22 protein-coding genes are annotated in these 25798 nt (G+C 70.1%); 7 read left to right on the top strand and 15 right to left on the bottom strand.

What is annotated here, in order from left to right:
* Window positions 1-342: 342 nt before the first annotated feature.
* From ACK4LS_RS11945 to ACK4LS_RS11935, 3 genes are all read right to left on the bottom strand, one after another.
* The gene (locus tag ACK4LS_RS11945) at window positions 343-1320 is read right to left on the bottom strand and encodes a carbohydrate ABC transporter permease (RefSeq protein WP_409717388.1); all 978 of its coding nucleotides are present in this window, start codon (window positions 1318-1320) and stop codon (window positions 343-345) included.
* A complete protein-coding gene (locus ACK4LS_RS11940; protein WP_409717386.1) occupies window positions 1317-2669 on the bottom strand; it encodes a carbohydrate ABC transporter permease in 1353 nt (450 codons plus the stop codon). The genes ACK4LS_RS11945 and ACK4LS_RS11940 overlap by 4 nt, the downstream gene beginning before the upstream one ends.
* A 126-nt stretch (window positions 2670-2795) precedes the next feature.
* The gene (locus ACK4LS_RS11935; RefSeq protein ID WP_409717384.1) at window positions 2796-4124 is read right to left on the bottom strand and encodes an ABC transporter substrate-binding protein; all 1329 of its coding nucleotides are present in this window, start codon (window positions 4122-4124) and stop codon (window positions 2796-2798) included.
* Between the two features lie 238 nt (window positions 4125-4362).
* On the opposite strand from ACK4LS_RS11935, the gene ACK4LS_RS11930 reads away from it, so the two are divergent.
* Entirely contained in the window at window positions 4363-5373 is a 1011-nt protein-coding gene (locus ACK4LS_RS11930) for a LacI family DNA-binding transcriptional regulator (RefSeq protein ID WP_409717382.1), read from the top strand.
* Window positions 5374-5444: 71 nt separating this feature from the next.
* On the opposite strand, the gene ACK4LS_RS11925 is transcribed toward ACK4LS_RS11930, so the two are convergent.
* The 5 genes from ACK4LS_RS11925 to ACK4LS_RS11905 form a co-directional block, all read right to left on the bottom strand.
* Window positions 5445-10061, bottom strand: coding sequence for an ExeM/NucH family extracellular endonuclease (locus tag ACK4LS_RS11925; RefSeq protein WP_409717380.1), 4617 nt, complete (start codon window positions 10059-10061; stop codon window positions 5445-5447).
* Window positions 10062-10390: 329 nt separating this feature from the next.
* Window positions 10391-10777 (bottom strand): 50S ribosomal protein L7/L12, encoded by a 387-nt coding sequence (gene rplL / locus ACK4LS_RS11920; RefSeq protein WP_251508684.1) that lies wholly within the window; start codon window positions 10775-10777, stop codon window positions 10391-10393.
* A 38-nt stretch (window positions 10778-10815) separates the two neighbouring features.
* Window positions 10816-11331: a 50S ribosomal protein L10 gene (gene rplJ, locus ACK4LS_RS11915; protein ID WP_055838805.1), complete on the bottom strand. Its 516-nt coding sequence runs from the start codon at window positions 11329-11331 to the stop codon at window positions 10816-10818.
* 1225 nt (window positions 11332-12556) lie between these two features.
* Window positions 12557-13504, bottom strand: a complete 948-nt coding sequence (locus ACK4LS_RS11910) for a hypothetical protein (protein ID WP_409717377.1) — start codon at window positions 13502-13504, stop codon at window positions 12557-12559.
* Window positions 13505-13840: 336 nt separating this feature from the next.
* Entirely contained in the window at window positions 13841-14242 is a 402-nt protein-coding gene (locus tag ACK4LS_RS11905; protein WP_409717375.1) for a hypothetical protein, read from the bottom strand.
* 102 nt (window positions 14243-14344) lie between these two features.
* Between ACK4LS_RS11905 and ACK4LS_RS11900 the strand changes: the two genes are divergently transcribed.
* The 4 genes from ACK4LS_RS11900 to ACK4LS_RS11885 all read left to right on the top strand — a co-directional run bounded on the left by ACK4LS_RS11900 (window position 14345) and on the right by ACK4LS_RS11885 (window position 18454).
* Window positions 14345-15025 (top strand): YqaJ viral recombinase family protein, encoded by a 681-nt coding sequence (locus ACK4LS_RS11900; RefSeq protein WP_409717373.1) that lies wholly within the window; start codon window positions 14345-14347, stop codon window positions 15023-15025.
* Between the two features lie 96 nt (window positions 15026-15121).
* Window positions 15122-16816: an MDR family MFS transporter gene (locus ACK4LS_RS11895; RefSeq protein WP_409717371.1), complete on the top strand. Its 1695-nt coding sequence runs from the start codon at window positions 15122-15124 to the stop codon at window positions 16814-16816.
* A 4-nt stretch (window positions 16817-16820) separates the two neighbouring features.
* Window positions 16821-17282: a MarR family winged helix-turn-helix transcriptional regulator gene (locus tag ACK4LS_RS11890; protein WP_409717369.1), complete on the top strand. Its 462-nt coding sequence runs from the start codon at window positions 16821-16823 to the stop codon at window positions 17280-17282.
* 152 nt (window positions 17283-17434) lie between these two features.
* Complete coding sequence (locus tag ACK4LS_RS11885) at window positions 17435-18454, top strand: NADP-dependent oxidoreductase (protein WP_409717367.1); 1020 nt, start codon at window positions 17435-17437, stop codon at window positions 18452-18454.
* A 2-nt stretch (window positions 18455-18456) separates the two neighbouring features.
* Here the strand turns inward: ACK4LS_RS11885 and ACK4LS_RS11880 are convergent, their stop codons facing one another.
* Window positions 18457-19344: a LysR family transcriptional regulator ArgP gene (locus ACK4LS_RS11880; RefSeq protein ID WP_409717365.1), complete on the bottom strand. Its 888-nt coding sequence runs from the start codon at window positions 19342-19344 to the stop codon at window positions 18457-18459.
* A 28-nt stretch (window positions 19345-19372) separates the two neighbouring features.
* Between ACK4LS_RS11880 and ACK4LS_RS11875 the strand changes: the two genes are divergently transcribed.
* The gene (locus tag ACK4LS_RS11875; RefSeq protein ID WP_409717363.1) at window positions 19373-20077 is read left to right on the top strand and encodes a LysE/ArgO family amino acid transporter; all 705 of its coding nucleotides are present in this window, start codon (window positions 19373-19375) and stop codon (window positions 20075-20077) included.
* 229 nt (window positions 20078-20306) lie between these two features.
* Entirely contained in the window at window positions 20307-20582 is a 276-nt protein-coding gene (locus ACK4LS_RS11870) for an acylphosphatase (RefSeq protein WP_409717361.1), read from the top strand.
* Here ACK4LS_RS11870 and ACK4LS_RS11865 read toward each other — a convergent pair.
* The 6 genes from ACK4LS_RS11865 to rplK form a co-directional block, all read right to left on the bottom strand.
* Window positions 20579-21625: an NAD(P)H-dependent flavin oxidoreductase gene (locus tag ACK4LS_RS11865; protein ID WP_409717358.1), complete on the bottom strand. Its 1047-nt coding sequence runs from the start codon at window positions 21623-21625 to the stop codon at window positions 20579-20581. The two genes, ACK4LS_RS11870 and ACK4LS_RS11865, sit on opposite strands and share 4 nt — an antisense overlap.
* Before the next feature lie 72 nt (window positions 21626-21697).
* On the bottom strand, window positions 21698-22489 hold the full coding sequence (locus tag ACK4LS_RS11860) for an amino acid ABC transporter ATP-binding protein (RefSeq protein ID WP_409717356.1): 792 nt from the start codon (window positions 22487-22489) through the stop codon (window positions 21698-21700).
* Complete coding sequence (locus ACK4LS_RS11855; RefSeq protein WP_409717354.1) at window positions 22476-23141, bottom strand: amino acid ABC transporter permease; 666 nt, start codon at window positions 23139-23141, stop codon at window positions 22476-22478. Before ACK4LS_RS11855 ends, ACK4LS_RS11860 begins: the two co-directional genes overlap by 14 nt.
* Window positions 23142-23441: 300 nt before the next feature.
* The gene (locus ACK4LS_RS11850; protein WP_409717352.1) at window positions 23442-24248 is read right to left on the bottom strand and encodes an amino acid ABC transporter substrate-binding protein; all 807 of its coding nucleotides are present in this window, start codon (window positions 24246-24248) and stop codon (window positions 23442-23444) included.
* Between the two features lie 174 nt (window positions 24249-24422).
* Entirely contained in the window at window positions 24423-25115 is a 693-nt protein-coding gene (gene rplA, locus ACK4LS_RS11845) for a 50S ribosomal protein L1 (protein ID WP_409717350.1), read from the bottom strand.
* An 11-nt stretch (window positions 25116-25126) separates the two neighbouring features.
* Window positions 25127-25558, bottom strand: coding sequence for a 50S ribosomal protein L11 (gene rplK / locus ACK4LS_RS11840; protein ID WP_409717348.1), 432 nt, complete (start codon window positions 25556-25558; stop codon window positions 25127-25129).
* Window positions 25559-25798: the final 240 nt, after the last annotated feature.

The following is a 25798-nucleotide window of genomic DNA, read 5'->3' as shown; positions in this document are numbered from 1 at the left end:
GGCCCCAGCCCCATCCCGGCCCCACGGCATCCGCCCCACCCCACGCATAAACGCGATCCGCACGCATAAACACGCCCTCCTCGCGTTTCCCGGCGCGGATGCCGTTTATGCAGCCCACACCCGCGCCAGCGGCACCGCCAACAGCCCCGCCCCGGCCCCCGCCCCCGCCCCCACCCCGCGGCATCCGCCCCACCCCACGCATGAACGCGACCCGCGCGCGGAAAAGCGCGCCGCCCGCGGTTGCGCGCGCCGCCCCCGGTCCAGCGTGCACGCCGATGCCAGCGGCGAGACGACGAAGGGCGTGACACCCGTGCGGATGCCACGCCCTCGGTCGGACCGCGATCAGCCCTTCGTCGCGCCGGCCAGCAGGCCCCGCACGAAGAAGCGCTGCAGGAGGAAGAACACGATCAGCGGCACCAGGATCGAGATGAAGGTACCGGCCGACTGCAGGAACCACTGGTCGCCCCACGTGCCCGAGAGCGAGTTGAGCGATTGCGTCAGTGGCAGGGATGACGACGGCGCGAAGATCGTCGCTACCAGCAGGTCGTTCCACACCCAGATGAACTCCAGCACCGCGAACGACGCCAGCGCGGGAGCCGCGAGCGGCAGGATCAGGCGGAAGAAGATCTGCCCGTGTCCGGCACCGTCCACGCGGGCGGCCTCGATGACCTCACCGGGGATCTCGGCGATGAAGTTGTGCAGCAGGAAGATCGCCAGCGGCATCGCGAAGATCACGTGTGCGATCCAGACGGTGGCGAAGCTGTGCTCGACGCCGCGCAGATCGAAGCCCGGGAAGATCGTGACCTCGTTGATCGTCAGTCCCCGCGAGAAGAGCGTCAGCAGCGGCACGAGGGCCATCTGCAACGGCACGATCTGCAGCGCGAAGATGAAGATGAAGAAGAAGTTGCGGCCCTTGAAGTCGATCCACGCGAAGGCGTACGCGATGAGCGACGCGATGGCCAGCGCGAACAGCACGACCGGGATGGTGATCGCCAGCGAGTTCAGGAACGACTGCGCCAGCGTCAGCGCCGTCCCGCCCGAGGTCAGCGCGAGACGGTAGTTCTCGAGCGTGAACGCCGGGTCGGTGAACACCGTCCACCAGCCGGTGGACTGCGTGTCGGAGCCGGGGCGGAACGAGGTCACGAGCAGACCGAACGTGGGGATCGTCCAGAAGAACGCGATCACGATGGCCGCGATCGTGGCGCCCTTCGAGGTGAGACGCTTGCGCGCCATGGCCTCGTGCTTGCGCGTGTCGCGGGCGACCTGCCGTGCCGAGCGCTTGTCGGTGGTGGGCTCGAGCACCACGGTGGAGGTGGTCATCGCACTTCCCTCTGCTTCCGGATCTGGCGCACGTTGAAGATGATCAGCGGCAGCACGAAGATGAACAGCACGACCGCCAGCGCCGCGGAGTGCCCGTAGCTCTGGAAGCGCTGCTGCTGGTTGACCATCTCGAAGGCGAGCACGGTCGAGTCGTTGCGGCCACCCGTCATCACGGCGACGATGTCGTAGATCTTCAGCGCGCCGATGGCGATGGTGGTGAGCACCACGATCAGCGAGGACCGGATGCCGGGGACGGTGACGTTGATGAACCGCTCCCAAGCGCTCGCGCCGTCGAGTTCGGCGGCCTCGTTCTGCTCCGTCGGGACGGCCTTGATGGCCGCCGAGAGGATGACCATCGCGAGCCCGGTCTGGCTCCAGATGAACACCACGACGAGGAGGAGCGTGTTGACCAGCGGGGCCGCCGACAGCCACGAGATCGGCTGACCGCCGAACGCCGTGACGATCGCGTTCAGGATGCCGAGCTGGTCACCCTGGCGGAAGTCGTAGACGAACTTCCAGATGATGCCGGCTCCGACGAAGGAGATCGCGAAGGGCATGAAGATGAGCACTTTGAGGTACTTCTCCCCCGCCGCGCGGTCGATGAACACCGCGTAGGCGAGACCGATCGCGGTCGCGATGGTGGGGGCGAGCAGCACCCAGATGAGCGTGTTGATGACCGACCAGAAACCCTCGGGGTTCGTGAACGTCCAGATGTAGTTCTCGAAGCCCACGAAGTTCTCGCCGGTCTTGTCGAAGAACGACTGGAAGAACGTCGTGATGGCCGGGTAGACGAGTCCGAGCAGCAGCAGGATGGCAGCGGGAGCCGCGAACAGGATCAGCTGGAACAGGTAGCCGGCGCCCTGCCGCGAGCGGTAGTCGGCGTAGAAGAGGATCGCGCCGAGGATGATGGCGATGCCGAGCACGTAGATCACGGCGTTCTGGTAGGGGCGCAGCAGCATGAAGGCGAGCACCGGGATCGCGAAGCACGCGACCAGGCGCAGCCAGAAATAGCCCTTCCCCGAGCGCGGCGCGTACTCGATGAGCAGCAGGAGGATGCCGACCACGGCGCCGAAGGCGACGAGCACGAGCGGGATCTGCGCGATGGGGCTCAATCCGCCGAGCCAGATGAAGAAGCTGTTCAGCGAGAAGCCGAGCGTGGTCGGCTTGGTGTCGGCGGGGGCCCGCGTCACCATGAACAGGAACAGGGCCACCACCAGGATGAGTCCCACGAGGACCACGAGCAGCGTGGTCCGACGGGTCTTGGCGGAACCGCGCCGCGGCGGTGCGACCCGCCCGCTCGGCGGGGGTGACGCCGACGGCGTCGTCTCCGCGTTCTTGATATCGGTCATGACGTCCCTCCCGAACACGCCTTCGTGCTCATCGATGAGTGCCCGCGTGGTGCGTGGGGCGGAATATGAGTATGGACCGGAGGGGCCGCCCGCGTCGCGGGCGGCCCATCGATCGGTCGGCGTCGATCAGTTGTCGTAGCCGGCCTGGATGTTGCTGAGCACCTCGTCGGTGGGCGTTCCGTCGATCCAGCTGACCATGCCCTTCCAGAACGAGCCCGAGCCGACGGTGGCCGGCATCAGGTCGGACGCGTCGAAACGGACCGTGGTCTTCGGGTCCTGCAGCGTCTTCATCGCCTCGGTGAGGAACTCGCTGGAGGCGAGCGACGGGTCGGCGCCCTTGTTGGCGGAGATCACGCCGCCGAGCTTCACGCGGGCGTCGGCGAACTCGGGCGTCGACATGAACTCGGCGACCTTCTGCACACTCTCGTCCTCGGAGAAGGCCGCGACGAACTCGCCGCCGCCCTCGACCGCGAGCTCACCCTCGGTGACGCCGGGGGTCAGGAACGCGTACACGTCGCCGTCGGGGGCGATCGTCGGGGTCTCGCCCGCGGCGTTGGTGACCGTCAGGAAGTTGGCCGAGAGGAACGACGCCTGGTGCGTCATCGGGCAGCTGCCGTCGGCCACCTTGGCGGCGACATCGGCGAAGGCGGTCGAGTTGATGCTGCTGACGTCGCCGAAGCCGGCGTTGACGTACGCGGGGTTGAGGAGGATGTCGCCCACCGCGTCGAAGGCCTGCTTGATCTGCGGGTCGGTGAACTTGACCTCGTTGGCGACCCACTGGTCGTACACCTCGGGGCCGGAGAGGCGGAGCACCATGTCCTCGACCCAGTCGGTTCCGGGCCAGCCCGAAGCGGCGTCGGAGGCGAAGCCGGCGCACCACGGGGCGGCGCCGGTCTTCTGCTGGATGGTCGCGGTCAGCGTCATGAGCTCATCGAGCGTCTTGGGAACCTCGACACCCCACTCCGCGAACTTCGTCGGGGAGTACCAGACGTAGCCCTTCAGGTTGGCGAGCATGGGCGCGGCGTAGAACGTGCCGTCCTCGGTGCCGTACGACTTCCAGTCCTCGCCCCAGTACTCGTCGACGTTGGACGAGACGGCGTCGGAGGCCTTCTGCACCTCGCCGGTGCCGATGAGGGTCTTGAGCAGACCCGGCTGCGGGACGATGGCGATATCGGGGGCGTCGCCACCCGACACCTTCGTGACGATGTTGCCCTCGAAGCTCTTGTCTCCCGTGTAGACGACCTTGATGCCGGTGTCCTGGGTGAACTGATCGAAGCTCTGGTTCAGCGCGTCGGCCTCGGTACCGGTGATGCCGCCGGAGATGCGGACGGTCGTCTCGCCTCCCGACCCGCTCGATCCGCCGCTGTCGCCTTCGGCGCAGCCCGCGAGAGCGATCGCACCGACCGCCAGCAGTCCGACGGGAGCCAGCAGGCGATACCGCTGTGACATACCCATGTGGTCTCTCCTCTTTGAGTTCTGTGGTGCCTCGGATCCTGTCGGGAACCGATTCCAGGCAACCGTAGAGGCAATCCACCCGACTTGCAACACGCGCCAGGTCACGAACCGGTAACTAGCGGAAAGACGCGGTCAATCGAGAGTTCACCCGCCGGGAACCGGTTCCAGTTTTTCGAAATGTCGGATACTCTTCTTCGACGTCGACACGGACGTCGACGCCTCACGAGGAAGACCACGCATGAGCGGAATCGCCGATGTGGCACGCCTGGCCGGTGTGTCGAAGTCGACGGCGAGCCGTGCCCTCACGGGCGGCGGCTACGTCTCCGACGACACGCGTCGCCGCGTCTCCGACGCCGCCGCGTCGCTCGGTTATGTGCCGTCCACGAGCGCCGTGAGCCTGGCGACCGGGCGCACGCGCACCATCGCTCTCATCGTCCCGAAGGTCAACCGCTGGTACTTCGGCTCCATCGTCGAGGGCGTCGAACGCACGCTCATCCCCCTGGGCTACGACGTCACCCTGTACGTCGCCGAGCCCGGCTCCCACGATCGCGAGAGTCTGTACTCCACGTATCTCGCACGCAAGCGTTTCGACGGCATCATCGCCGTGGCCCTCGAACCCGACGATGCCGATCTGGAACGGCTCGCCAACATCGGCAAGCCCGTGGTGAGCATCGGGAACGCCCTCTCCGGGGTACCCACCCTCGGACTCGACAACATCGCCATCACGCGCATCATCACGCAGCACCTGATCGCACTCGGCCACACCGACATCGCCTTCGTCGGAAGCACGCCTCCGACCGACGCGCCCGCGAAAGACGTCGATGAACGCTCGATCGGCTACCGCAACGCGATGAACGACCACGGCCTGGCCGTGCGCATCCGCAGCGTTCCGTCGACCCTCACGATCACCGACGCCTACGCCGCGGCCGCGTCGTTCCTGGCCGACGCGGCGTCGCGTCCCACGGGCGTCGTCGCGGCGTGCGACGAGGTCGCGATCGGCGTCATCATCGCGGCGCGGCGCATGGGCATCTCCGTACCCACGGAACTGAGCGTCGTCGGCATCGACGGTCACGACTACGCCGAGATGTTCTCGCTCACCACGATCGAGCAGTTCCCGCAGGCCCAGGGCGTCGAGGCCACCCGCATCCTGCTGTCGATGATCGAAGGCACCGCCGAGCCGGCCCGGCGCACCGAGGCCGACACGCGCCTCGTCGTGCGATCGACGACCGCTCCCCCGCGGGGCTCCTGAGCCGCGCTCCCCGAACGAGGAACGGCCCCGGATGCCATGGCATCCGGGGCCGTGTCGTCATCGCGCTGCGATCACTCGACGGAGCGCGGGGACCGCCGTCGCAGGACCACGCCCAGGCCGAGCAACGCGAGGGCGGCGAGCACGCCCGCGCCCATCCACGCCGTGTCGGCACCGGTGACCGGCAGTGCGCCCGAACCGCCGGCGGCGGACCCGTCGCCCGAACCGCCGGCGGAGCCGCCGGCCGCGCCGTCGGACCCGTCGGACCCCCCGCCCGCGGCCGCGTCCACGACGCGCAGCGGCACGGTCGCCGTGGTGCCCGACGCCGTCGCGAGCGTGACGTCCAGGGCATCGGGGGCGTCGGCCGCGATGTCCAGGGTCACCTGCGCGGTGCCGTCGGAGACCGGAACGATCACGGGCGCCGCCGCGCCCACCGTCACGGTCAGCTCCGTCGTGGCGGGGCTGCCGAGCGATGTGAGGTCGAGGCCCGACACCGTGAACCGCGCCTGGTCTCCGCGGGAGACCTCCGTGTCGGCGCCCCGGACCTCCACGGCCCGCACACCGAAGTCCGGCGACAGGCCGGGGTTCTGCTGCAGGTAGGCGATCCATCCGTCGCGGTCGATCAGGCCGGAATCCCGCGTGTCGGATCCCTCGGCGAGCACCGAGAAGGCGTCGCCGCCCTGCAGCAGGAAGCTGAAGGAGCCTACGCGGTACGACGCGTCCGGCTCGACCGGCATCCCGTCGATCCAGACGCCCGTGATGCGCTCACCCGGCGCCCGCTCGGAGTCGTAGGTGTAGCGCACGTTCTCGGAGACGCCGAGGGCGAGCGTGGCGGCGCGGCCGGCCGCGTCACCCCACTGCTGCTCGAGGAGGCGGCGCAGTTGGTCGCCGGTGAGGCTGGTCGTGCCCAGGTTGTTCACGAACGGCAGCACCGCGTTGGCTTCGGCGAAGGTGATCACGCCGTCGTCGCCGCGCAGCAGTTCCGCCCGCAGACCGCCGGGGTTGACCACGGTGATGTCGGCGCCCCCGCGGTCGGGGTCGTCGAGGGTCGCGAGCAGGGCGTCGGCCACCAGCGAGCCCAGCGCCGAGGGTCGCGACCGGTCGTCGCGCTGACCGCCGGTGTAGACGCCGTCGACGTACGCGCCACCGGTGAAGGCGGTGGTGATGTCGGCCGTGACCGAACCGACCGGCTGCGAGCCGACCACCGCGGCGTCGGCGAGCGCCTGCGCGACGATCTCCGCCACCTCGGCCACCCGCGGGTAGGTCGCGATGAGCTCGGCGTCGAGGGCGATGCTGTTCTCCGCCGTCTTCACGGGATCGTCCTTCACCGCCTCCGCGGCGAGGCGCGGGACGTTGCGGGCGGTGTGGTCGACGACCTCGCCACTGTCGTCGTCGACGGTGAGCACGATCTGTCCGATGTTCTCGCCGTAGTTGCCGGTCTGCAGCACCGGTCGGGTGCCGTCACCACCGGGGACGGGCGCATCCCAGACGTATTCCTCGTGCGTGTGACCGGTGAAGATGGCATCCACGTCGGCATCCGTCTTCGTGACGATCCGCTCGAACGCGCCGCCCGCGGCAAGGGCGTCGTCCAGCGTGGCCCCGGAGCCGTCGCCCTGGGCCGCGCCCTCGTGATACTCGGCGACGAGCACGTCGACGTCGTCGCGGATCTCGGCGACGACACGGTTGACCTCGGCCACCGGCTCGCGGAACTCCACGCCCTCGATGCCGCCCGGCGAGACAAGCGACGCCGTCTCCTCGGTGACCGCGCCGATGACGCCGACGCGCAGCCCGTCGACCTCGATGATCGTGTAGCCCGGCAGCAGCGGCTGACCGTCGCGGTAGACGTTCGCCGCGAGATAGGGGAAGTCGGCGAGGTCGCTCACGCGTCCGACGAGGTCGTCGGCGCCCTTGTCGAACTCGTGGTTGCCGGCACCGGATGCCGCGAGGTCGAGCGCGTCGAGGACGTCGAGCGTCGGCTGGTCGCCGGCGTTCGACGAGGCGAACAGGGAGGCGCCGATGTTGTCGCCGTTGGAGAGGAAGAGGGAGTTGTCCTCGCCGCCCTCCGCCCGCAACTGCTCGATCGTGCCCGCGAACTTCACGGTGTTTGCGTCGATGCGCCCGTGGAAGTCGTTGATGTTGAGCAGATTGAGCTCGGTCGTCGACGACAGGTCGAGGCCCACCACCACCGGGTCGTGATCGCTCGACCGGTACGGCGACTCCTCGTAGAAGTCGAGCACGTTGTTGTTGTACCGGCTGTACTCCAGGGCGATCGCCTCGACGGCGTTGATGTTCCAGATGTCGGTGCCGGTCACCAGCTCGCGCGCCGAGGGCGACGCCAGCACGTGGTCGAGCGACCCCGACTGCCCGCTGAACGAGTACGAGTACTTGCCCGTGCCCGCCTCGAGCGGCTCGAAACCGAACGACCGGAGCTTCTCGATCGGGTCTTCCTGCGTGTAGGCGTTGAAGTCGCCGAGCAGGAACACGTCGTCGGTGCCGACCGCCGCCGAACGCTCCTCGGCGAAGGCGCCGAGAGCCTCGGCCTGACGCACGCGGTCGCCGTTGAAGGCGCCCTGGATGCCGTTGGCGTTGTCGCCCGTGGCCGCCGGTCGGCTGTCGCCCTTGGACTTGAAGTGGTTCACGATCGCCAGGATCGCGGCCCTCTCGTCGTCCACCGGGGCGAACGCCTGAGCCAGGGGCTGGCGGGCGTTGGCGAAAGCGGGGTCGTCGAGGATGACGCTGTCGCCGACCGGGGCGACGACCTCCGTCTTGTAGATGAACGCCGTGCGGATGACATCCTCAGACGCCGGGAGGTCGGCGGGCGAGGGCACGAACGCCCACTCCTCGGCGCCCAGGGCGTCGTTGAGGGCGTCGACCAGCGTCGAGAGCGCCTCGTCGCGGTCCTTGCCGAAGGCGGCGGAGTTCTCGATCTCCTCGAGCGAGACGACGTCCGCGCCGAGGCCGTTCACGGCCGCGACGATCTTGGCCTGCTGACGCTCGAGGTTGACCGCGTCCGCCGCGCCGCGGGGGCCGGGGGCGGGGCAGGTGTCGGCCGTGATGGGGTTGCCCTCACGGTCGTCGTAGGTCGAGGTGCATCCGACGCTCTCCGCGGTCGTGGTGAAGTAGTTCAGCACGTTGAAGCTCGAGATCGTCACGTTCCCGCCGACGGGCTCGGGGGCCGTCGTGCGGGTGTTCGCGAACGTCGCCGGCTGTACCGCCGCGGCATTGTCGACGGTCAGCTGCTCGGTCGGCTGGAACTTCCAGACGTTGTTGCGGAAGTCGAGCACGACGGGGCGGGTGAAGGTCACGGGGGCGCCGACGCGCACCGGCTCGGTGAGCGAGACGTAGGGCAGCGGAACGTCCTGCGCGGTGCGCGCGAAGTTCAGCGACGCACCGTCGTCCAGCACCACGGCCCGGGCGTTGTTGTCGGCGACTGCTGCCACGTAGGCGGGGGTGCCGGGGCGGGCGACGTCGGTCGGGGTGCGCAGCGGGGTCGTGCCCGCAGCCAGGCCCACCTCGGCGTACTGGTTGGTGGAGTAGGTGTTCGTGACGGTGAAGTCGCCCTGCGGTGCGAGGAGCATGCCCTCGAAGCGCTCGCGCTCCTCGTCGGTCTTGGGCCACGTGATCTCGGCGGGGCTCACGGCCTCGGCCTTCTCCGCGAGCACCTCGATGCCGGCGGCGTCGGCGGTGATCTGGGTCTGGCCGTAGTACTCACCCGCGGTGCCGGTGACCTCCACGTGATCGCCCGCGCTCACGGCGGCGGTGGCGGCGGACCCGTAGACGAAGATGGCGTCCGACGCGGTGTGCGCATCGAGGTCGATCGCACCCCCCGTGCCGGGGGTCTGCAGGAAGAAGCCGTTGTATCCGCCGGTGGAGTAGGCAGCGGTCACGACGCCGCGCGTGGTCACGGTGGTGTCGGGCAGCGGCGTGGTGGCGCCCGTCCCCTGGATGTCGCGGATCGACGTCACGTCGCCGGGCTCGGGGGCGCCGGTGGGCGCGGGCTGCGTGGGTTCCGTGGTCGGCGGTGTGCTGGGCTGGGGCTCGGGCGCCGCACCCGCGGACCCCTGCGGCGTCACCGTGGTGGTGCTGGTGAAGTCGGCGGAGTTGTCGTCGATGTCGATGTGATCCGTGCGCACCAGGGCGTTCGGGGTCGAGTTGCCTCCGTCGACGACCGCCGGGGCGGTCTCGAAGCTGGCACCGGCGCCGTAGCCCAGGAAGTCGACCACCCGGTCGTCGTCGACCGGGCCGGCGGGCAGCGCGAGCGGCTCGGCGACGTTCGCGAGGAACAGTTGACCGGTCGTCCCCGAGGGGTTCAGGCCGGTGCTCGTCGCGTCGGCGGCGGGCAGGGGCGCACCGTTGTCGCCGTTGCCCGGCAGGGCGACGAGGTAGGACGCGCCGGGGGCGATCGAACCCGTGAGCGCCTGCGTGTTCGCGCCCGTGGGGGCGGCGACGCTCGCGGCGGAACGGTACTGCAACGACCATCCGCTCAGGTCCTGGGCGGTGTCACCGGCGTTGTAGAGCTCGACGAACTTCTGGCTGAACGGCGCGTTCGCGCTCCCGCCCTTGAGATAGGCCTCATTGATCACCACCCTCGAGCCGTCGGCCGCGAAGGCCGGGAGCGGGACGAGGGCCGAGCCGAGCAGAGCGGCGCCGAGGGCGGCGCTCAGTGCGGTCGTGAAACGGCGTGCGGGCACGCGCGGTGCAGCGGAAGGCATGAGTCTCCAGATACCGACGCACGAACGAACGTGCCACGAACAGACGACGTCGGGTGGGGGGATCGACGGGGGGTTCTCCACGACCGTAAACGATGCCCATACGGTTTTCCCAGCAACTTCTCGTTTCGATCCGGTGAATTCCGGTCCCCCTCCGCGGGGCTCCCTCCCCCACCGACGACGAACGCCCGCACCGGGAACGACGAAGCCCCGGATGCCATCGACAACTCGGGCCCCGGGAACGACGAAGCCCCGGATGCCGATGGCATCCGGGGCTTCGTGTATCGCGGAAAGCGACGGTGTGTCTGAAATTACTTCAGGGTCACCGTGGCGCCGGCCTCCTCGAGGGAAGCCTTGGCCTTCTCGGCGGTCTCCTTGTTCGCGCCCTCGAGCACGGCCTTGGGGGCACCGTCGACGACGGCCTTGGCCTCGCCGAGGCCGAGCGAGGTGAGCTCGCGGACGACCTTGATGACCTGGATCTTCTTGTCACCGGCGGCCTCGAGGACGACGTCGAACGAGTCCTTCTCCTCGACCTCTTCGGCGGGGGCGGCGCCACCGGCGGCGGGGCCGGCCACGGCCACGGGGGCGGCGGCGGTGACGTCGAAGGTCTCCTCGAACGCCTTGACGAACTCGGACAGCTCGATGAGCGTGAGCTCCTTGAACGCGTCGAGCAGCTCTTCGGTGCTGAGCTTAGCCATGTTGTATCTCCTTGATCGGGTTAATCAGCCGGGCCGGGTCAGGCCGCGGTGTCCTGCTTCTCGCGCAGCGCGTCGACCGTGCGAACGGCCTTCGACGGAAGCGCCTGGAAGACGTATGCCGCCTTGGTCATCGTCGCCTTCATCGCGCCGGCGAGCTTCGCCAGCAGGACTTCACGGCTTTCGAGATCGGCGAGCTTGTTGACCTCATCCGCGGTCAGAGCGGCGCCATCGAAGTAGCCGCCCTTCACCACGAGCTGAGGGTTAGCCTTGGCGAAGGCACGCAGGCCCTTCGCGACGGCGACAGGGTCGCCGTGCACGAACGCGATGGCAGACGGGCCCTTGAGCTCGTCGTCCAGTCCCGTGACCCCCGCGTTTGCCGCGGCGATCTTGGTCAGCGTGTTCTTCACCACGGCGTAATCCGCGTCCTGACGGATGTCGTTGCGCAGCTGCTTGAGCTGGGCAACCGTCAGACCGCGGTACTCGGTCAGCAGAACGGCGGTCGAGTTCTCGAAGTGCTTCGTGAGCTCGGCGACCGATGCATCCTTCTGCGCCATGGCCACTCCTTGTGTGTACGAGGCGCTCCGCGATGACGGGGCGCCGGCCGAAGACACCGGGGTCTGGGCAAAAAAGAAGAGCTCCGGCGCAGGCGCACGGAGCTCGGATTCCCGATCGGGAGGAGTTCATGTCACCTGCGTAGGTCCCTGCTTCTCAGCAGACGCTTCGATCGGAATGCGAGCACTCCGATGACCGACGGTCTTTGGCTTGGGCTCCACTGTACCCGACGTCCGCCCCCATGGCCAATCCGCCCGCGCCCTCCCGCCGCCACCGTGCTGCCGCGCCGCAACCCCGCCACGCCACCACGCCACCACGCCACCACGCCACCACGCCACCACGCCACCACGCCACCACGCCAGCGAAACACACCGCCCCTCCCGAGATGACTCCCGATTCGCGTCAAAACTGAGTCATCTCGGCGTTCACCGGTCACCTCGCGACCCCACCGACCCGCAGCACCGACCGGCACCGCCACGGCCAACCCCCACCACGCCACCACGCCAGCACGCCAGCACGCCGCCGAAACAAACCGCCCCTCCCGAGATGACTCCCGATTCGCGTCAAGGCCGAGTCATCTCGGCGTTCACCGGTCACCTCGCGACCCCACCGACCCGCAACACCGACCGGCACCGCCACGGCCAACCCCCACCACGCCACCACGCCGCCACGCCGCCACGGCCAACCCCCACCACGCCACCACGCCGCCACGCCAGCACGCCAGCACGCCAGCACGCCAGCACGCCAGCACGCCAGCACGCCAGCACGCCAGCACGCCAGCACGCCAGCACGCCAGCACGCCAGCGAAACACACCGCCCCTCCCGAGATGACTCCCGATTCGCGTCAAAGCTGAGTCATCTCGGCGTTCACCGGTCACCTCACGACCCCACCGACCCGCAGCACCGACCGGCACCCGCGGGGCCAACCCCCACCAGGCCGCCACGCCGCCGAAACACACCGCCCCTCCCGAGATGACCCCCGATTCGTGTCAAAGCCGAGTCATCTCGGCGTTCACCGGTCACCTCGCGACCCCACCGACCCGCACCACCGCCCGGCACCGCCCCGGCCAACCCCCACCGCGACCCCACCCACCCGCAAAAGCGACCGGCACACGTGCGGCCAGCCGCTCGCGGCCACACCCGTACACGGCGGCGATCGGCGAGCACGTCGGGCCTCGTCGGGCCACCGGCAACGAGATCGATTGTCCGAAGCGACCGACCCGCGCGTCACCGGGGAGGGCGCACGCCGAACGCGGCGAGGCGCGCGGCGAGCATCTCGGGTGTGCGGATGTCGCCGAAACCTCCTCGGCACAGGCGCCACTGCGTCACACCACGGATCCAGTCCTCCCGCCGCTTCTCGGCGAGCACCACGGTCTCGACGGAGCGGCCGCCGCGCACGGTTTCATCGCGGTACTTCGTCTCACCGTCGAACTCGAAGAACGTCTGCACCTCGCCCAGCGCGATGTCGACGAAGAAGTTCGTACCGTTCGGTCCGGCGACGGCGACCTGAAGATCGATGTCGCGGAAGCCGATGCGGTGCAGTTGCAGCCGACTCACGCTCTCCCCGGGGAGTTCCGCGCGACCGTCGGCGAATTCGATGACCCAGCGCGCCCGACGGATGCCGCGCCGACCCGCCGCGCGGTCGGCGCGTTCGCGCAGACGCTCACGCCAGCGCTCTTGAGCGACCGCGTCGAAGCGTCGCGAGGACATCGCCTCGCGTCGCAGCGCGGCATCGGCACAGCTGACCGCCATCTCGAGCGACGCCGTTCGCGCGACATCGAAGACGGTCCGGTCGAGGGTCGTGCACGGGATGCCGTCGATCACGGCGACATCCTCGTCAGGAAGCGCATCGAGGTGACGCCGGAGACCGGCGCGACTCGACCCTTTGCCTGCGCCGGCCAGCGTCACCTCGACCGCGCGATCACCGAAACGGTACTGCGGGAGTCCGTGAACGACCGCGGCCGACAGGTGCGAGACGACCGCAGACCCTCCACGCGTCGACCACATGGCTGCGTCGACGGCGACACGATGCCGCTCAGCGGGGCGCCGCTCGAGATGCGCTGCGCGATCGACGTACACGCCGGACTGCAGACGCAGCCATGGCCCCTCACGAGACGCGCGCGCCAGCGCGTCCGCCTTCACCCCGCGCGAGAGTAGATGCTCGCGCGTGTACATCGCGACATCGTCGCCCCACCTCAGCTGCCCCGACCGCACACGCCGATACTCGCCCAGCCGCCTACGGCCCCGCTCCCCCGCCGCCCCCATCCGTGGACAGCCCACCGTCTACACCGCCTGGGGAGGACTGCCTCCCCCGCCGAGCGAGGTAGCCCCCGTCTACCGAGATGACCCTCGATGACGGTGAAGCCCGTGTCATCTCGCGAGACGCTCGTCATTTCGCAGGCCGCCGCGGGCGACCCGCGCGGGCCAGCCCCACGGCCACCCACCGCGGCCCACCCACCGCGGCCCACCCCCGCGGCCACCCACCGCGGCCACCCCCGCGGACCACCCGCGTCACGACACCCGCGGCTCCGGCAGCAGGGCGCGGGTCATGCGCACGATGCGCGAAGGCGTCCGGGCGCCGAGCCAGACCGTGCAGACCGGCTCGTCGCCGCAGGCCCATTCGGCGCACCAGGCGTGGATCGCGGCGGCCAGACGCTCGCCACGCGGCCGCAGTTCGCCCGCGATCGTGCGATCGAGCCAGCTCACCCGCCCCTCGCCCGCGTCGATCACCCCGACCTGCTCCCACCCGCACACCTCGACGAGAACGGTCAGGTGCGCGGCGGGAGAGAGGGCCGCGGCGATCCGCCGCATCTCGGGGACGTTCTGCGCGTCGCCGCCGAGCAGCACCGCTCCCTCGAGGTCGCTCCACCGACCGCCGTCGGGTCGGCGCGCGGACGACGGATTCGGGCTCATGCGAACAACTTAGGTCACCCTTACTTCGACCACAAGACCCCGGATGCCGACGCGCCGGGCCTCGCAGGCACTCCTCGGGTCGGCGGGGTTATGGTCGAATGCATGTCCCCCGAGCTCGTCGCGTCGCGCAGCGCCGACCTCGACGCTCGCATCGTCGCCGACTCGCGCGATCGTGTGGCCTGGATCCGCGCGCGCTCCCGCGGGATCACCGCCACCGACGTCGCGACCCTCACCAGCGCGAACGCCATCTCCCGTGCGGCGGATGCCAAGCTCCTGGGCTCGAACTTCTCCGGCAACGCCTTCACCGCCCACGGTCGGCGCCGCGAGCCCGAGATCGCCGCCTGGGTCGCCGCGACGCACGGCATCCGTCCGTCGTCGGCGCTGTACCACGCGGTGGTCGAGAAGCGACACCTGGCCACCCCCGACGGCGTCGTGGTCGACGGCGAAGGCCGGGTCGTGCTCGCCGAGATCAAGACGACCAACAAGGCCTGGCGATCGATCCCCCGCACCTACATGCGGCAGATCTGGTGGCAGCAGCACGTGCTGGGTGCGGAGCGCACCCTCGTCGCCTGGGAGCAGCACGACGGCTTCGTGCCGGTCGGCGATGAGCCGCGCTGCCAGTGGGTCGACCGCGACGAGCGTGAGATCGCCACGCTCGTGGGTCTGGCCACCTCCCTCATCGACGAGCTCTACCGCCGCACGATGCAGGCGCGCCAGCCGCGCCCCGAACCGGCGCGCCCGGAGCCGACGGACAGGTATCGCGCCCTCGCGCTCCTCGATTAATAGTTGACGCAAGTCAAGCATTGGACGTATCGTTGACATCAGTCAACTAATCGCGCCATCGTCGTCGCGGCATCCGTCCCTTCCGTGGAGTTCCGCATGACCACCATCCCCTCCGAGACCACCGCCCAGCGGCGCGTGCTCCCGGCCCTCATCGGGCTACTGCTCGGCACGTTCGTGTCGATGCTGGCCTCGACCGTCGTCTCGACGTCGCTGCCGGTCATCGTGCACGACCTGTCGGGCGACCAGAACGCCTACACCTGGGTCATCACCGCGACCCTGCTCACCACCGCGATCTCCACCCCCATCTGGGGCAAGCTCGCCGACCTGTTCGATCGCAAGGTACTCATCCAGGTCGCGATCGCGATCTTCGTGCTCGCCACCGCCGCCGCCGGCTTCTCGCAGAACACCGAGATGCTGATCGGCTTCCGCGCCGTGCAGGGCCTGGGTGCCGGAGGACTCGCCGCGCTCAGCCAGGTGATCATGGCCGACATCATCAGCCCGCGCGAGCGCGGTCGCTACATGGGTCTCTTCGGCGCGGTCATGGCCGTCGCCACGGTCGGCGGCCCGCTCCTGGGCGGCGTCATCACCGACGCCTTCGGGTGGCGGTGGAACTTCTTCGTCGCGCTCCCCTTCGCCGTCGCCGCCCTGCTCATCCAGCAGCGCACCCTGCACCTCCCGGTCCGCGCGAAGCGCACGGTGAAGATCGACTACCTCGGCATCGTGCTGCTGTCGACCGCCGTCTCGCTCATCCTCATCTGGGTCACGAACGCCGGTTCGTCGTTCGAGTGGGCCAGCGTGGAGACGATCCTCATGGTCGGCGGCGCCGTGCTCGCGGCGATCCTGTTCATCGTCGTCGAGCTGCGCTCGTCGGAGCCCCTCGTTCCGCTCACGCTGTTCCGCGACGCCACGTTCACCCTCGCCACGATCGCCTCGATCGCCACGGGCCTCGCGATGTTCGGCACCTCGGTGTTCCTGAGCCAGTACATGCAGATGGCCCGTGGCGCCACGCCCACCGAAGCCGGTGTCATGACCATCCCGATGATCGCCGGACTCCTGGTGTCGTCGATCGTGGTGGGCGCCCTCATCTCGCGCTTCGGACAGTGGAAGCCGTTCCTCATCGCCGGCGGCGTGCTGCTGATCGCCGGGTCGTTCCTGCTGTCGACGATCCACTACGACACGAACTTCACGCTCGTCTCGCTCTACATGGCCCTGCTGGGCGCGGGCGTCGGCATGACGATGCAGAACCTCGTGCTCGTCGTGCAGAACACCGCCAACCCCGCCCAGATGGGCGCGGCGAGTTCGGGCGTGACGTTCTTCCGCAGCCTCGGCGGCACCATCGGCGTCTCGGTCATGGGAGCCGCGCTGGCGAGCATGGCGACGAGCCTGTTCACCGATCGCGCCGACGATCTGAAGACGGCGATCATGGGGCTGGGCGCGAACGGCGCCGCCGTCGCGCAGACCCTCCAGTCCGGTGCCATCCCCCAGGTCTCGACGTTGCCCGAGAGTGTCCGGATCATCGTCGAGGACATCTACGCCCAGTCGATCGCGCACTCCTTCCTCATCGCGGTCCCCGTGGCCGTGGTCAGCCTCATCGCGATCCTGTTCCTGCCCAACCGCCCGCTCACGCGCATGACGACCACCGAGCGCGTGGCCGCCAGCGAAGCGGACTTCGCCACCGTCTCGGTCCCCGAGGGCATGGCGACGCTCGCGGCGACCGGAACCGTCCCCACGCAGGATGCCGTCTCCCCGCGCCGTGCGCGCCCCGAGGCCGGGATGGGAGAGGATGGCTGACGTGATGAGCGAATCGGACGAGGACCGCCGCGAGGCCGTACAGGCCCTGGAGTCGTCGTTCTCGGAGCTCATGACCGTGTTCCGCCGCTTCGTCTCGGAGGCGGCGGAACGGGTCAGTCCCGGGATGCTCCCCGCGACGTTCAAGGCGCTGTCGGTCGTCAGCCGCTTCGGCCCCCTGACCCTCTCAGCGCTCGCCGAGCGACTCGCGGCCGACAAGGGTTTCCTCAGCCGCTCGATCACCGAGCTCGAGGAGCTCGGGCTGGTCACGCGCACGCCCGACCCCAACGACCGTCGCTCGCGTCTCATCGCGGTGACCGAGCTCGGCCACCGCCGCCTCGCCGACGCGCGCGCCCCGCACGAGAGCCGCCTCTTCGACGCGATCGCCGACTGGACGATCGACGACATCCGCCACCTCTCCGCCCTGCTGCACGCGCTGGCCGTCGGCGAGGTCCCGCCGCGCGACTGACGCCGCCGGGCGCCGGCGGGGCGCCGGCGGGGCGATCCGGGCTTCGCGACACGGTGACGGCGGTGTAACACCGTCGAGACAATGGCGGGGTTGACTGAGGGGATCGCGGCGGAGCCGCCGTCGACACCGCCGCACGCGAGAGAGAGCGCCCGATGAGATTCCGATCGACGCGTCCCGAGACCGCCCTCCACCCCGCACCCGCGGTGCCCGACACCATGGATGCCGTGGTGCTCGACGCGCCGGGATCGGCCGAGGCGCTCCGTGTCGACACGGTCGCGGCGCCCGCCCCCGTGCTCAGCGAGGTGCTCGTGCGGGTGGTCGCGGCGGGCGTGAACCCGATCGACGCGAAGACCCGCGCCGGTCGCGGCATGTCGGCGGCCGTCGGATCCTGGCCCGCCGTCCTCGGTTTCGACGTGAGCGGCGTCGTCGTGCGGTCCCCGTTCGACGCCCACCCGTTCCCCGTCGGAACCGAGGTGTACGGCATGGCCGCGTTCCCCCGCACGCCCGGCGGCTACGCCGAGTACGCCGTCGTCCCCACTCTCTCGCTCGCGCGCAAGCCCTCGTCACTCTCACACGTCGAGGCCGCCGGGGTGCCCCTCGCCGCCCTCACCGCGTGGGGTCTCGTCGTCGAAACCGCCCTCGCCCACCAGGGCCAGCGCATCCTCGTCCACGCCGGCAGCGGCGGCGTCGGCCACTTCGCCGTGCAGTTCGCGGCCTACTTCGGCGCGCACGTCATCGCCACGGGGTCGCCGCGCAACCTCGAGTGGCTCCGCGAGCTCGGCGCGGCCCAGGTCGTCGACCACACCTCCACCCGCTTCGAAGACGTCGTCGAGCCCGTCGACGTCGTGATCGACCTCATCGGCAACGTCTCCGACGACACCGGGACGCGCTCACTCGACGTCCTGCGCCCCGGCGGACTGCTGATCGAGGTGCCCACGGGCGCGTGGCCGGGCTTTCGCGAGGCCGCCTCGGCACGCGGCATCCGCTCGACCGACTTCAAGACGATCCCCGACGGCGGTGCCCTCGCGACGATCGCCCGCCTGCTCGACTCCGGGGCGGTGCGCGTCTACGTCGATCGGGTCTTCGACCTCGTCGACGCCGCCGAGGCCCACGCCGAGATCGAGCGCGGGCACACGCGCGGCAAGATCGTGCTGCGGGTGAGCGGCGGCTGACCTCACTCCCCCGCCAGCCGGCGACGTCCTTCCGCCACGATCTCTTCGGCCACTTCGTCGAGCAGCGGCGACGTCAGGTTCCACTGCTGCCAGAAGAGCGGCACGTCGACCGGATCGTCGCCCAGACGCACCAGATCGCCCGCCTCCAGCCCCGCCGATGACTGGAATCCGGGCAGCAGTCCCCAGCCGAGTCCGAGCCCGACAGCGGTCGCGAAGTCCTGCGAGGCGGGGACGCGGTGGCGTGGCGGATCCGCGACGGCGATGCCGCGCCGCGCGAGCCAGCGGGTCTGCAGGTCGTCGCGCCGGTCGAAATCGACGAGGGGCGCGGATGCCAGGGCCACGGCATCCGCCCCGTCCGGGAACCACCGTCGGGCGAAAGCCCCCGTCGCCACCGCCTCGTAGCGAAGGATGCCGAGGCGTCGCACCCGGCAGCCCGCGACCGGCGCCTCGCGCGAGGTGACGGCGGCCATCACCGTCCCCGATTCGAGGAGCCGCGCCGTGAAGTCCTGGTCGTCGCGGTGCAGGTCGAAGACCACGGCCCGCCGCTCGGCCACCCGCGCCAGCGGTGGCAGGAACCACGTGGCGAGCGAGTCCGCGTTCACCGCGAGGGGCACCGTCGCCGTGGTCCCGCCCTCGGCGCCGATCGCCGCGAGCGCATCGTGCTCGAGCAGTGTCAGCTGTCGCGCGAGGCGCACGACGGCGTCGCCGGCCTCGGTCGTACGCACCGGCTTCGAGCGCACGAGGACGACGCGACCGAGCTGATCCTCGAGAGCCCGCACGCGCTGGCTCACAGCCGACGGTGTCACGTGCAGACGCCGGGCGGCGGCATCCAGAGTCCCCTCCTCCACGACCACGGCGAGGGTGCGGGCGAGATCGAGTGAGATGGACATGAAGTCATGCTAACGGGCCGACAGAATCATGAACTGGTCTTCATTCACTCGCGCGCCTACCGTCGGAGTCGTGCTCCCGTCTCTGCTCGCCGGCCTCGGTCTCGGCTTCTCCCTCATCGTCGCGATCGGCGCGCAGAACCTCTTCGTGCTGCGGCAGGGGGTCCGCCGCGAACACCTCCCCGCGGTGGTCGCGGTGTGCGCGGTGTCCGACGCCGTCCTCATCGTCGTGGGCGTCTCCGGGGTCGGCCTCGTGCTGCAGGCCGTGCCCTGGCTCCTCGTCGTCGTCCGGTGGGCCGGGGCGGCGTTCCTCGTCGGGTACGGTCTGCTCGCGGCGCGGCGAGCGCTGCGACCGTCCGGTGACACCCTGCACGTCGACGGCGCCGCCTCGCCTTCGACCGCGCCCTCGACCTCGGATGCCGGCACGACGGCCGTGCGCGCGCGCTCCACCCTCGCCACCACGCTGCTGACGTGCCTCGCCCTGACATGGCTCAACCCTCACGTGTACCTCGACACCGTCTTCCTGCTCGGCTCCGTCGCGTCCACCCACGGCGACGGACGATGGGCGTTCGCGGCGGGGGCGTGCGTCGCGAGCCTGATGTGGTTCTCGGCGCTGGGGTACGGCGCCCGCCACCTCGGCCGGTGGCTCGACACCCCGCGCGCCTGGCGCGTCCTCGACGCGGTCATCGCCGTGGTCATGATCGCCATCGCCGTGTCGCTCGTGCTCCCCCATTGAGCCCGCCGGCTCGGCGTCCGACGCCGGGGATCGCGCTCGGGCCTCCCGGGGCACTCGACCTCGGGACCGTCGCGAGATCCGGGACCTCGGAACCGCCGCGCTCCCGGCGACCTTCGTCGCGCCCTCGACCTCGCGACCTCCACGACCGTGAGACTCCAAAACCGCACACCCCTCAACCCCACGACCCCACGACCCCACGACCCCACGACGATGGGGGAACAATGGGGGGATGCGAACTGTGACCCTCACCGTGACCGGCCGCGTGCAGGGCGTCGGCTTCCGCTACGCGCTGCAGGCCGAGGCCCGGCGCCTCGGAACCGACGGATGGGTGCGCAATCGTCGTGACGGGGCGGTCGAGGCCGTCGTCTCCGGCGACCCCGACGCGGTCGAGGGCGTGATCGCGTGGGCGCACGACGGGCCGCCCTCCGCCCGCGTCGACGACGTCGATGTGCTCGAGGGCGCCGCGCAGCCCCCGGCGGGGTTCGAGATCCGCGAGACCGCCTAGCGGCCCGGCACGCCCGCCGCCAGCTCGGCGAGCAGCGCGGCTGCGTCGTCGAGTCGCGAGATCCCTGCGGCCTGCCCGGCCCACAGTGACAGCAGCTCCCCGTCGCCCGAGACCGCCGCCGCCTGGCGGAAGACGCCGGTGAGCCAGTTCTGCGCCGGGAACGGCGCGATCATGCCCGATGTCTCGATCGAGCGCATCGCGTGATTCGGGATGCCGCGCGCCAGCCGCCCGCTCAACGCCCGCGTCAGGCGTGTGGAGGTGTCGGCGGCTCCCGTGAGGGCCGTGCGGTGCGCGGCGGTGGCGGCGGACTGACGGGTGCGCAGGAACGCGGTGCCGACCTGCACGCCGTCGGCGCCGAGGGCGAACGCGGCTGCGACGCCCCGACGGTCGGCGATCCCACCCGCGGCGATCACGGGGACGGCCACGGCGTCGACCACCTGCGGCACGAGCGCGAAGGTGCCGACGAGGGAATCCGCCGGGTCGTCGAGGAACGACACGCGGTGCCCGCCCGCCTCGGCCCCCGTCGCGACGACCGCATCCACGCCCGCCGCCTCCAGCGCGAGGGCTTCGGCCACCGACGTCGCGGTGCCGACCACCGCGATCCCGCGCTCCCGCGCGCGCCCGATCAGATCGGCATCCGGGACGCCGAACACCACGCTCAGCGCGGCGGGTCGCGCGTCGAAGACGGCGTCGAGCTGCGGGGCGATGGGCGGGAGGAACTCCGCGGGCGGAACGGGCACCGGCACCCCGGCCGCCTCGAAGAGCGGGCGCGCGGCATCCAGGTACGGGCGCACGTCGACCTCCGCCGGGGTCACCTCGTCGCCGCGGGGCAGCCAGAGGTTCACCGCGAACGGGCGCGTCGTGGCGGCGTGCAGGCGCTCGATCGTCTCGTGGATGCGCGCCGGGGTGTACCCGTACAGCCCGAACGAGCCGAGTCCCCCGCCCTCGCTCACGGCCGCGGCGAGCTCGACGGACGACAGTCCTCCGAACGGGCCGAGCACGATCGGCAGATCGAGACCGAGGAGGGATTCGAGGCGGTTCACCCCTCCAGCGTCGCACGCCGTGTGTCGGAGCGACCGGTCACGACGCGTTCCGACGCCGCACGCGGTGACGGATCATTCCGGGTCGGGGCCGTCCAGCGGACGCAGCAGGCGGTCGAGGAAGCGGCGCGTGCGCTCCTTCCGCGGCTGCGTGAACAGCTGCGCGGGCGCTCCGCGTTCCACGATCACGCCCTCGTCGAAGAACAGGACCTCGTCGGCGACCTCGCGCGCGAAGCCCAGCTCGTGCGTGACGATCACCATCGTCCACCCCTCGTCGGCGAGCTCGCGCAGCACCTTCAGCACCTCGCCGACGAGCTCGGGGTCGAGCGCGCTCGTCGGCTCGTCGAACAGCAGCAGGTCGGGCTCCAGCGCAAGGGCGCGCACGATCCCGACGCGTTGCTGCTGCCCGCCCGAGAGTTCCGAGGGATAGGCGTCGCGCTTCTCCGCCAGACCCACTCGCGCCAGAAGGCGCTCCGCGTTCGCGGTCGCCTCGGCCCGCGGAACGCCGTGCGCCTGCACGGGCCCCTCGACGACGTTCTGGATGACGGTGAGGTGCGGAAAGAGGTTGTGATGCTGGAACACCATCGCCGAGCGGTCGCGCAGCGCCGCGCGGTCGGCTTTCGCCACCTTGTTCGAGAAGTCCACGCGGGGGCCGCCGTCGAAGGCGACGACGCCCTCGTCGGGGGTCTCGAGTGCATTCAGGCAGCGCAGCACCGTGGTCTTGCCCGAGCCCGAGGGCCCGATGAGCACGAGCACGTCGCCCCGACGCACCTCGAGGTCGACGCCGTCGAGCACGCGATTCGGGCCGAAGCTCTTCTGCAAGCCCGTGACGGCGAGCAGGGGGGCGGTGGGATCAGTGGGCGACATGGCGGTCCAACCTCTTCTCGAGGGCGTTCTGGCCGAACGACAGCACGAGGCAGAACAGCCAGTAGATGAGCGCCGCCTCGAGGTAGACGGCCATGAATTCGTAGGAGAATGCCGCGATGTTCTGCGCCTGACGGAACAGCTCGGAGACGAGAATCAGGGATGCCAGCGAGCTGTCCTTCACGAGCGAGATGAACGTGTTCGACAGCGGCGGCACCGACACCCGCGCGGCCTGCGGCAGGATGATGCGCGTCAGCGTCTTGGCGGGCGACAATCCGACGGTGTGGGCGGCCTCCCACTGCCCGCGGGGCACCGACAGGATCGCCGCCCGGATCACCTCCGCGGCGTACCCGCCGACGTTCAGCGAGAACGCGATGACCGCCGCGGGGAACGGGTCGATGACGATGCCGACGGCCGGCAGGCCGTAGAAGATGACGAACAACTGCACCAGGAGCGGCGTGCCGCGGATGATCGAGATGTAGAAGCGCGCGATCCCCGACAGCACCACGTTCGGCGAGAGCCGCAGCAGCGCCATGAGCAGGGCGATGACGAGCCCGATCGCGAACGAGGCGAGCGACAGCGGGATCGTGCCCGTGATTCCCGCCAGCAGCATGGGCCAGAAGGAGTCGAGCAGCAGGGTCCAGAGATCGTTCATGGGCCTTTCGTCCTTCTCTCGGGTGCGCACCTCACACCCGGCATCGCGTGCGGCGCGCTCGGGGATCCTCGCGCGAGCGCGGAATCACCCGCCCCCCACGGTAGACGTGCGAGGCGGGTGATCCCGGGGGCTTTACACGGCGCGCGATGCGCGTCGCGGCCGGACGGCGTCGCGCCGGACCGCCGCGCCGCTAAGCGGCGTCGCTCCGGGGCATCGCTGCCGGTGACGTCGCTGCCGGTGACGTCGCTGCGGGCGACGTCACCGTGGAGCGTTCACCCGGAGCGACCCCCGCCGCGCGTCTTACGCGGTGACGTCGGCGCCGAAGTACTTCTCGCTGATCTCAGCGAGGGTCCCGTCGGCGCGCAGCTCTTCGAGCGCCCCGTCGACGGCATCCGCCAGGGTGTCCTGGCCCTTCTTGAACGCGAAGGCGCTCTCGGAGGTGTCCTCGGTCTCGGCGGCGATCTTCAGGCCCGTGGGGCTGTTCGTCTTCTCGTAGTCAAGGTAGGTGAGCTGGTCGTTGACCGTGGCATCCACGCGCCCCTGCTTCAGCAGAGCGACGGCCTGCGCCCATCCTTCGACGGCCTCGACCTGCGCGCCGCTCGAGGTGGCGAGCTCGTACCAGTTGCTCGTGAGCGACTGCGCGGTGGTCTTGCCCGAGAGGTCGGCGAAGCTCGAGATCGCGTCGTCACCCTCGTCGGTCACGATGACTCCGCGCGAGACGGTGTACGGCGAGCTGAAGGTGTACTTCTCCTGGCGCTCGGCGTTGATCGAGACCTGGTTGGCGATCACGTCGAACCGACCGGCATCCAGGCCCGCGAAGATGGCATCCCACTGCGTCTCCTGGAACTTCACCTGGAGGCCGAGCTTCTCGGCGACGGCCTCGGCGATCTCCACGTCGAAGCCGGTGAGCTCTCCCGCCCCCTCGTGGAACGAGAACGGGCGGTAGGTGCCCTCGGTGGCCACAGTGAGGGTGCCGTCCGTGACGAGGTCGTACTCCGAGCCGGCGTTCGTGTCGGTCCCCGACGAGGCTCCGCCGCTGCAGGCGGTGAGCGCGAGGGCGCTCAGGCCCAGGGTGGCGGCGAGGACGGTCAGACGACGACGGGGCATAGCTGTTCCAGACATGTGTGAGGAGGAAGAACGCGAAGCGCGTTCACCAGCACAACACGCGCGGAGCTCCGGCTCTTCCCGGATGACGCTGTGTTGCACGTCCGTGCACGGCGGAGGCGGGAAACGGAAAGCCCCGCCGGCCGTGAGGCGCGACGGGGCTGTCCAGCGGGGATGTCAGACGATGACGTTGACGTCCAGCGGGATGCCGGGACCGAAGGTGGTCGAGACGGCGCCCTTCTGGATGTAGCGGCCCTTGGAGCTCGAGGGCTTCAGACGCACGATCTCTTCGAGCGCGACCTTGAGGTTCTCGTCGAGCTGCTCGGCCGAGAACGAGGCCTTGCCGACGACGAAGTGCACGTTGGCGTGCTTGTCGACGCGGAACTCGATCTTTCCGCCCTTGATCTCCTCGACGGCCTTGGCCGGGTTGGGGGTCACGGTGCCGGTCTTGGGGTTCGGCATGAGGCCGCGGGGTCCGAGGACCTTACCGAGGCGTCCGACCTGGCCCATGAGCTCGGGCGTGGCGACGGCCGCGTCGAACGCGGTGTATCCGCCGGCGACCTTCTCGATGAGCTCGGTGCCACCGACCTCGTCGGCGCCGGCGGCCAGGGCCGCCTCGGCCGCGGGGCCGTTGGCGAAGACGATGACGCGCGCGGTCTTACCCGTGCCGTGGGGCAGGATGACCGTGCCGCGGACCATCTGGTCGGCCTTGCGGGGGTCGACCGAGAGCTTCAGCGCGACCTCGACGGTCGAGTCGAACTTCTTCGAGCCGGTCTCCTTCGCGAGGGCGACGGCCTCGGTCGGGGTGTAGAACGTGTCGGCCGCGATCTTCTCAGCAGCGGCGCGGAATGCCTTGGACTTGGTAGCCATTTTTCTCTCCCTCAGTCCTCGACCGTGATGCCCATGGAGCGGGCGGTGCCGGCGATGATCTTCGTGGCGGCCTCGATGTCGTTCGCGTTCAGGTCGGGCTGCTTCGTGGTGGCGATCTCGCGGACCTGCTCCTTGGTCAGCTTGCCGACCTTGGTGGTGTGCGGCGTGGGCGAACCCTTCGCCAGGCCGGCGGCCTTCTTGATGAGCTCCGCGGCCGGGGGCGTCTTCAGGATGAACGTGAAGCTGCGGTCTTCGTAGACCGTGATCTCAACGGGGATGACGTTGCCGCGCTGGGCTTCGGTCGCCGCGTTGTAGGCCTTGCAGAATTCCATGATGTTGACGCCGTGCTGACCGAGCGCCGGACCGATGGGCGGCGCGGGGTTGGCCGCGCCCGCCTTGATCTGGAGCTTGATCAGGCCGGTCACCTTTTTCTTGGGTGCCATATCCTTTTCCTCTCTCGAGCGGGAGCCCAGCGGCTCCCTCTCTCCCGCACGCCCGGCGGTTCCGGACAGCGGTCGTCGCGCGCTGACGCACGCAACCTTGCCATTGTACGCGACGCCGCCCCTTTCGGCATCCTGCCCCGCCCCGACCCTCCTCCCGTGCACCGCGTTGACCCGCACGCCACCCGCGGCCCGCGGCCCGCCGCCCGACGGGCCGCCGACCCGCACGCCGCGCCAGCCCGC

It is taken from the genome of Microbacterium sp. (assembly GCF_046295495.1).
Lineage (GTDB): Bacteria > Actinomycetota > Actinomycetes > Actinomycetales > Microbacteriaceae > Microbacterium.
The sequence above is the reverse complement of the archived record's forward strand: the minus strand, read 5'-3'. Positions and strand labels throughout refer to the sequence as shown.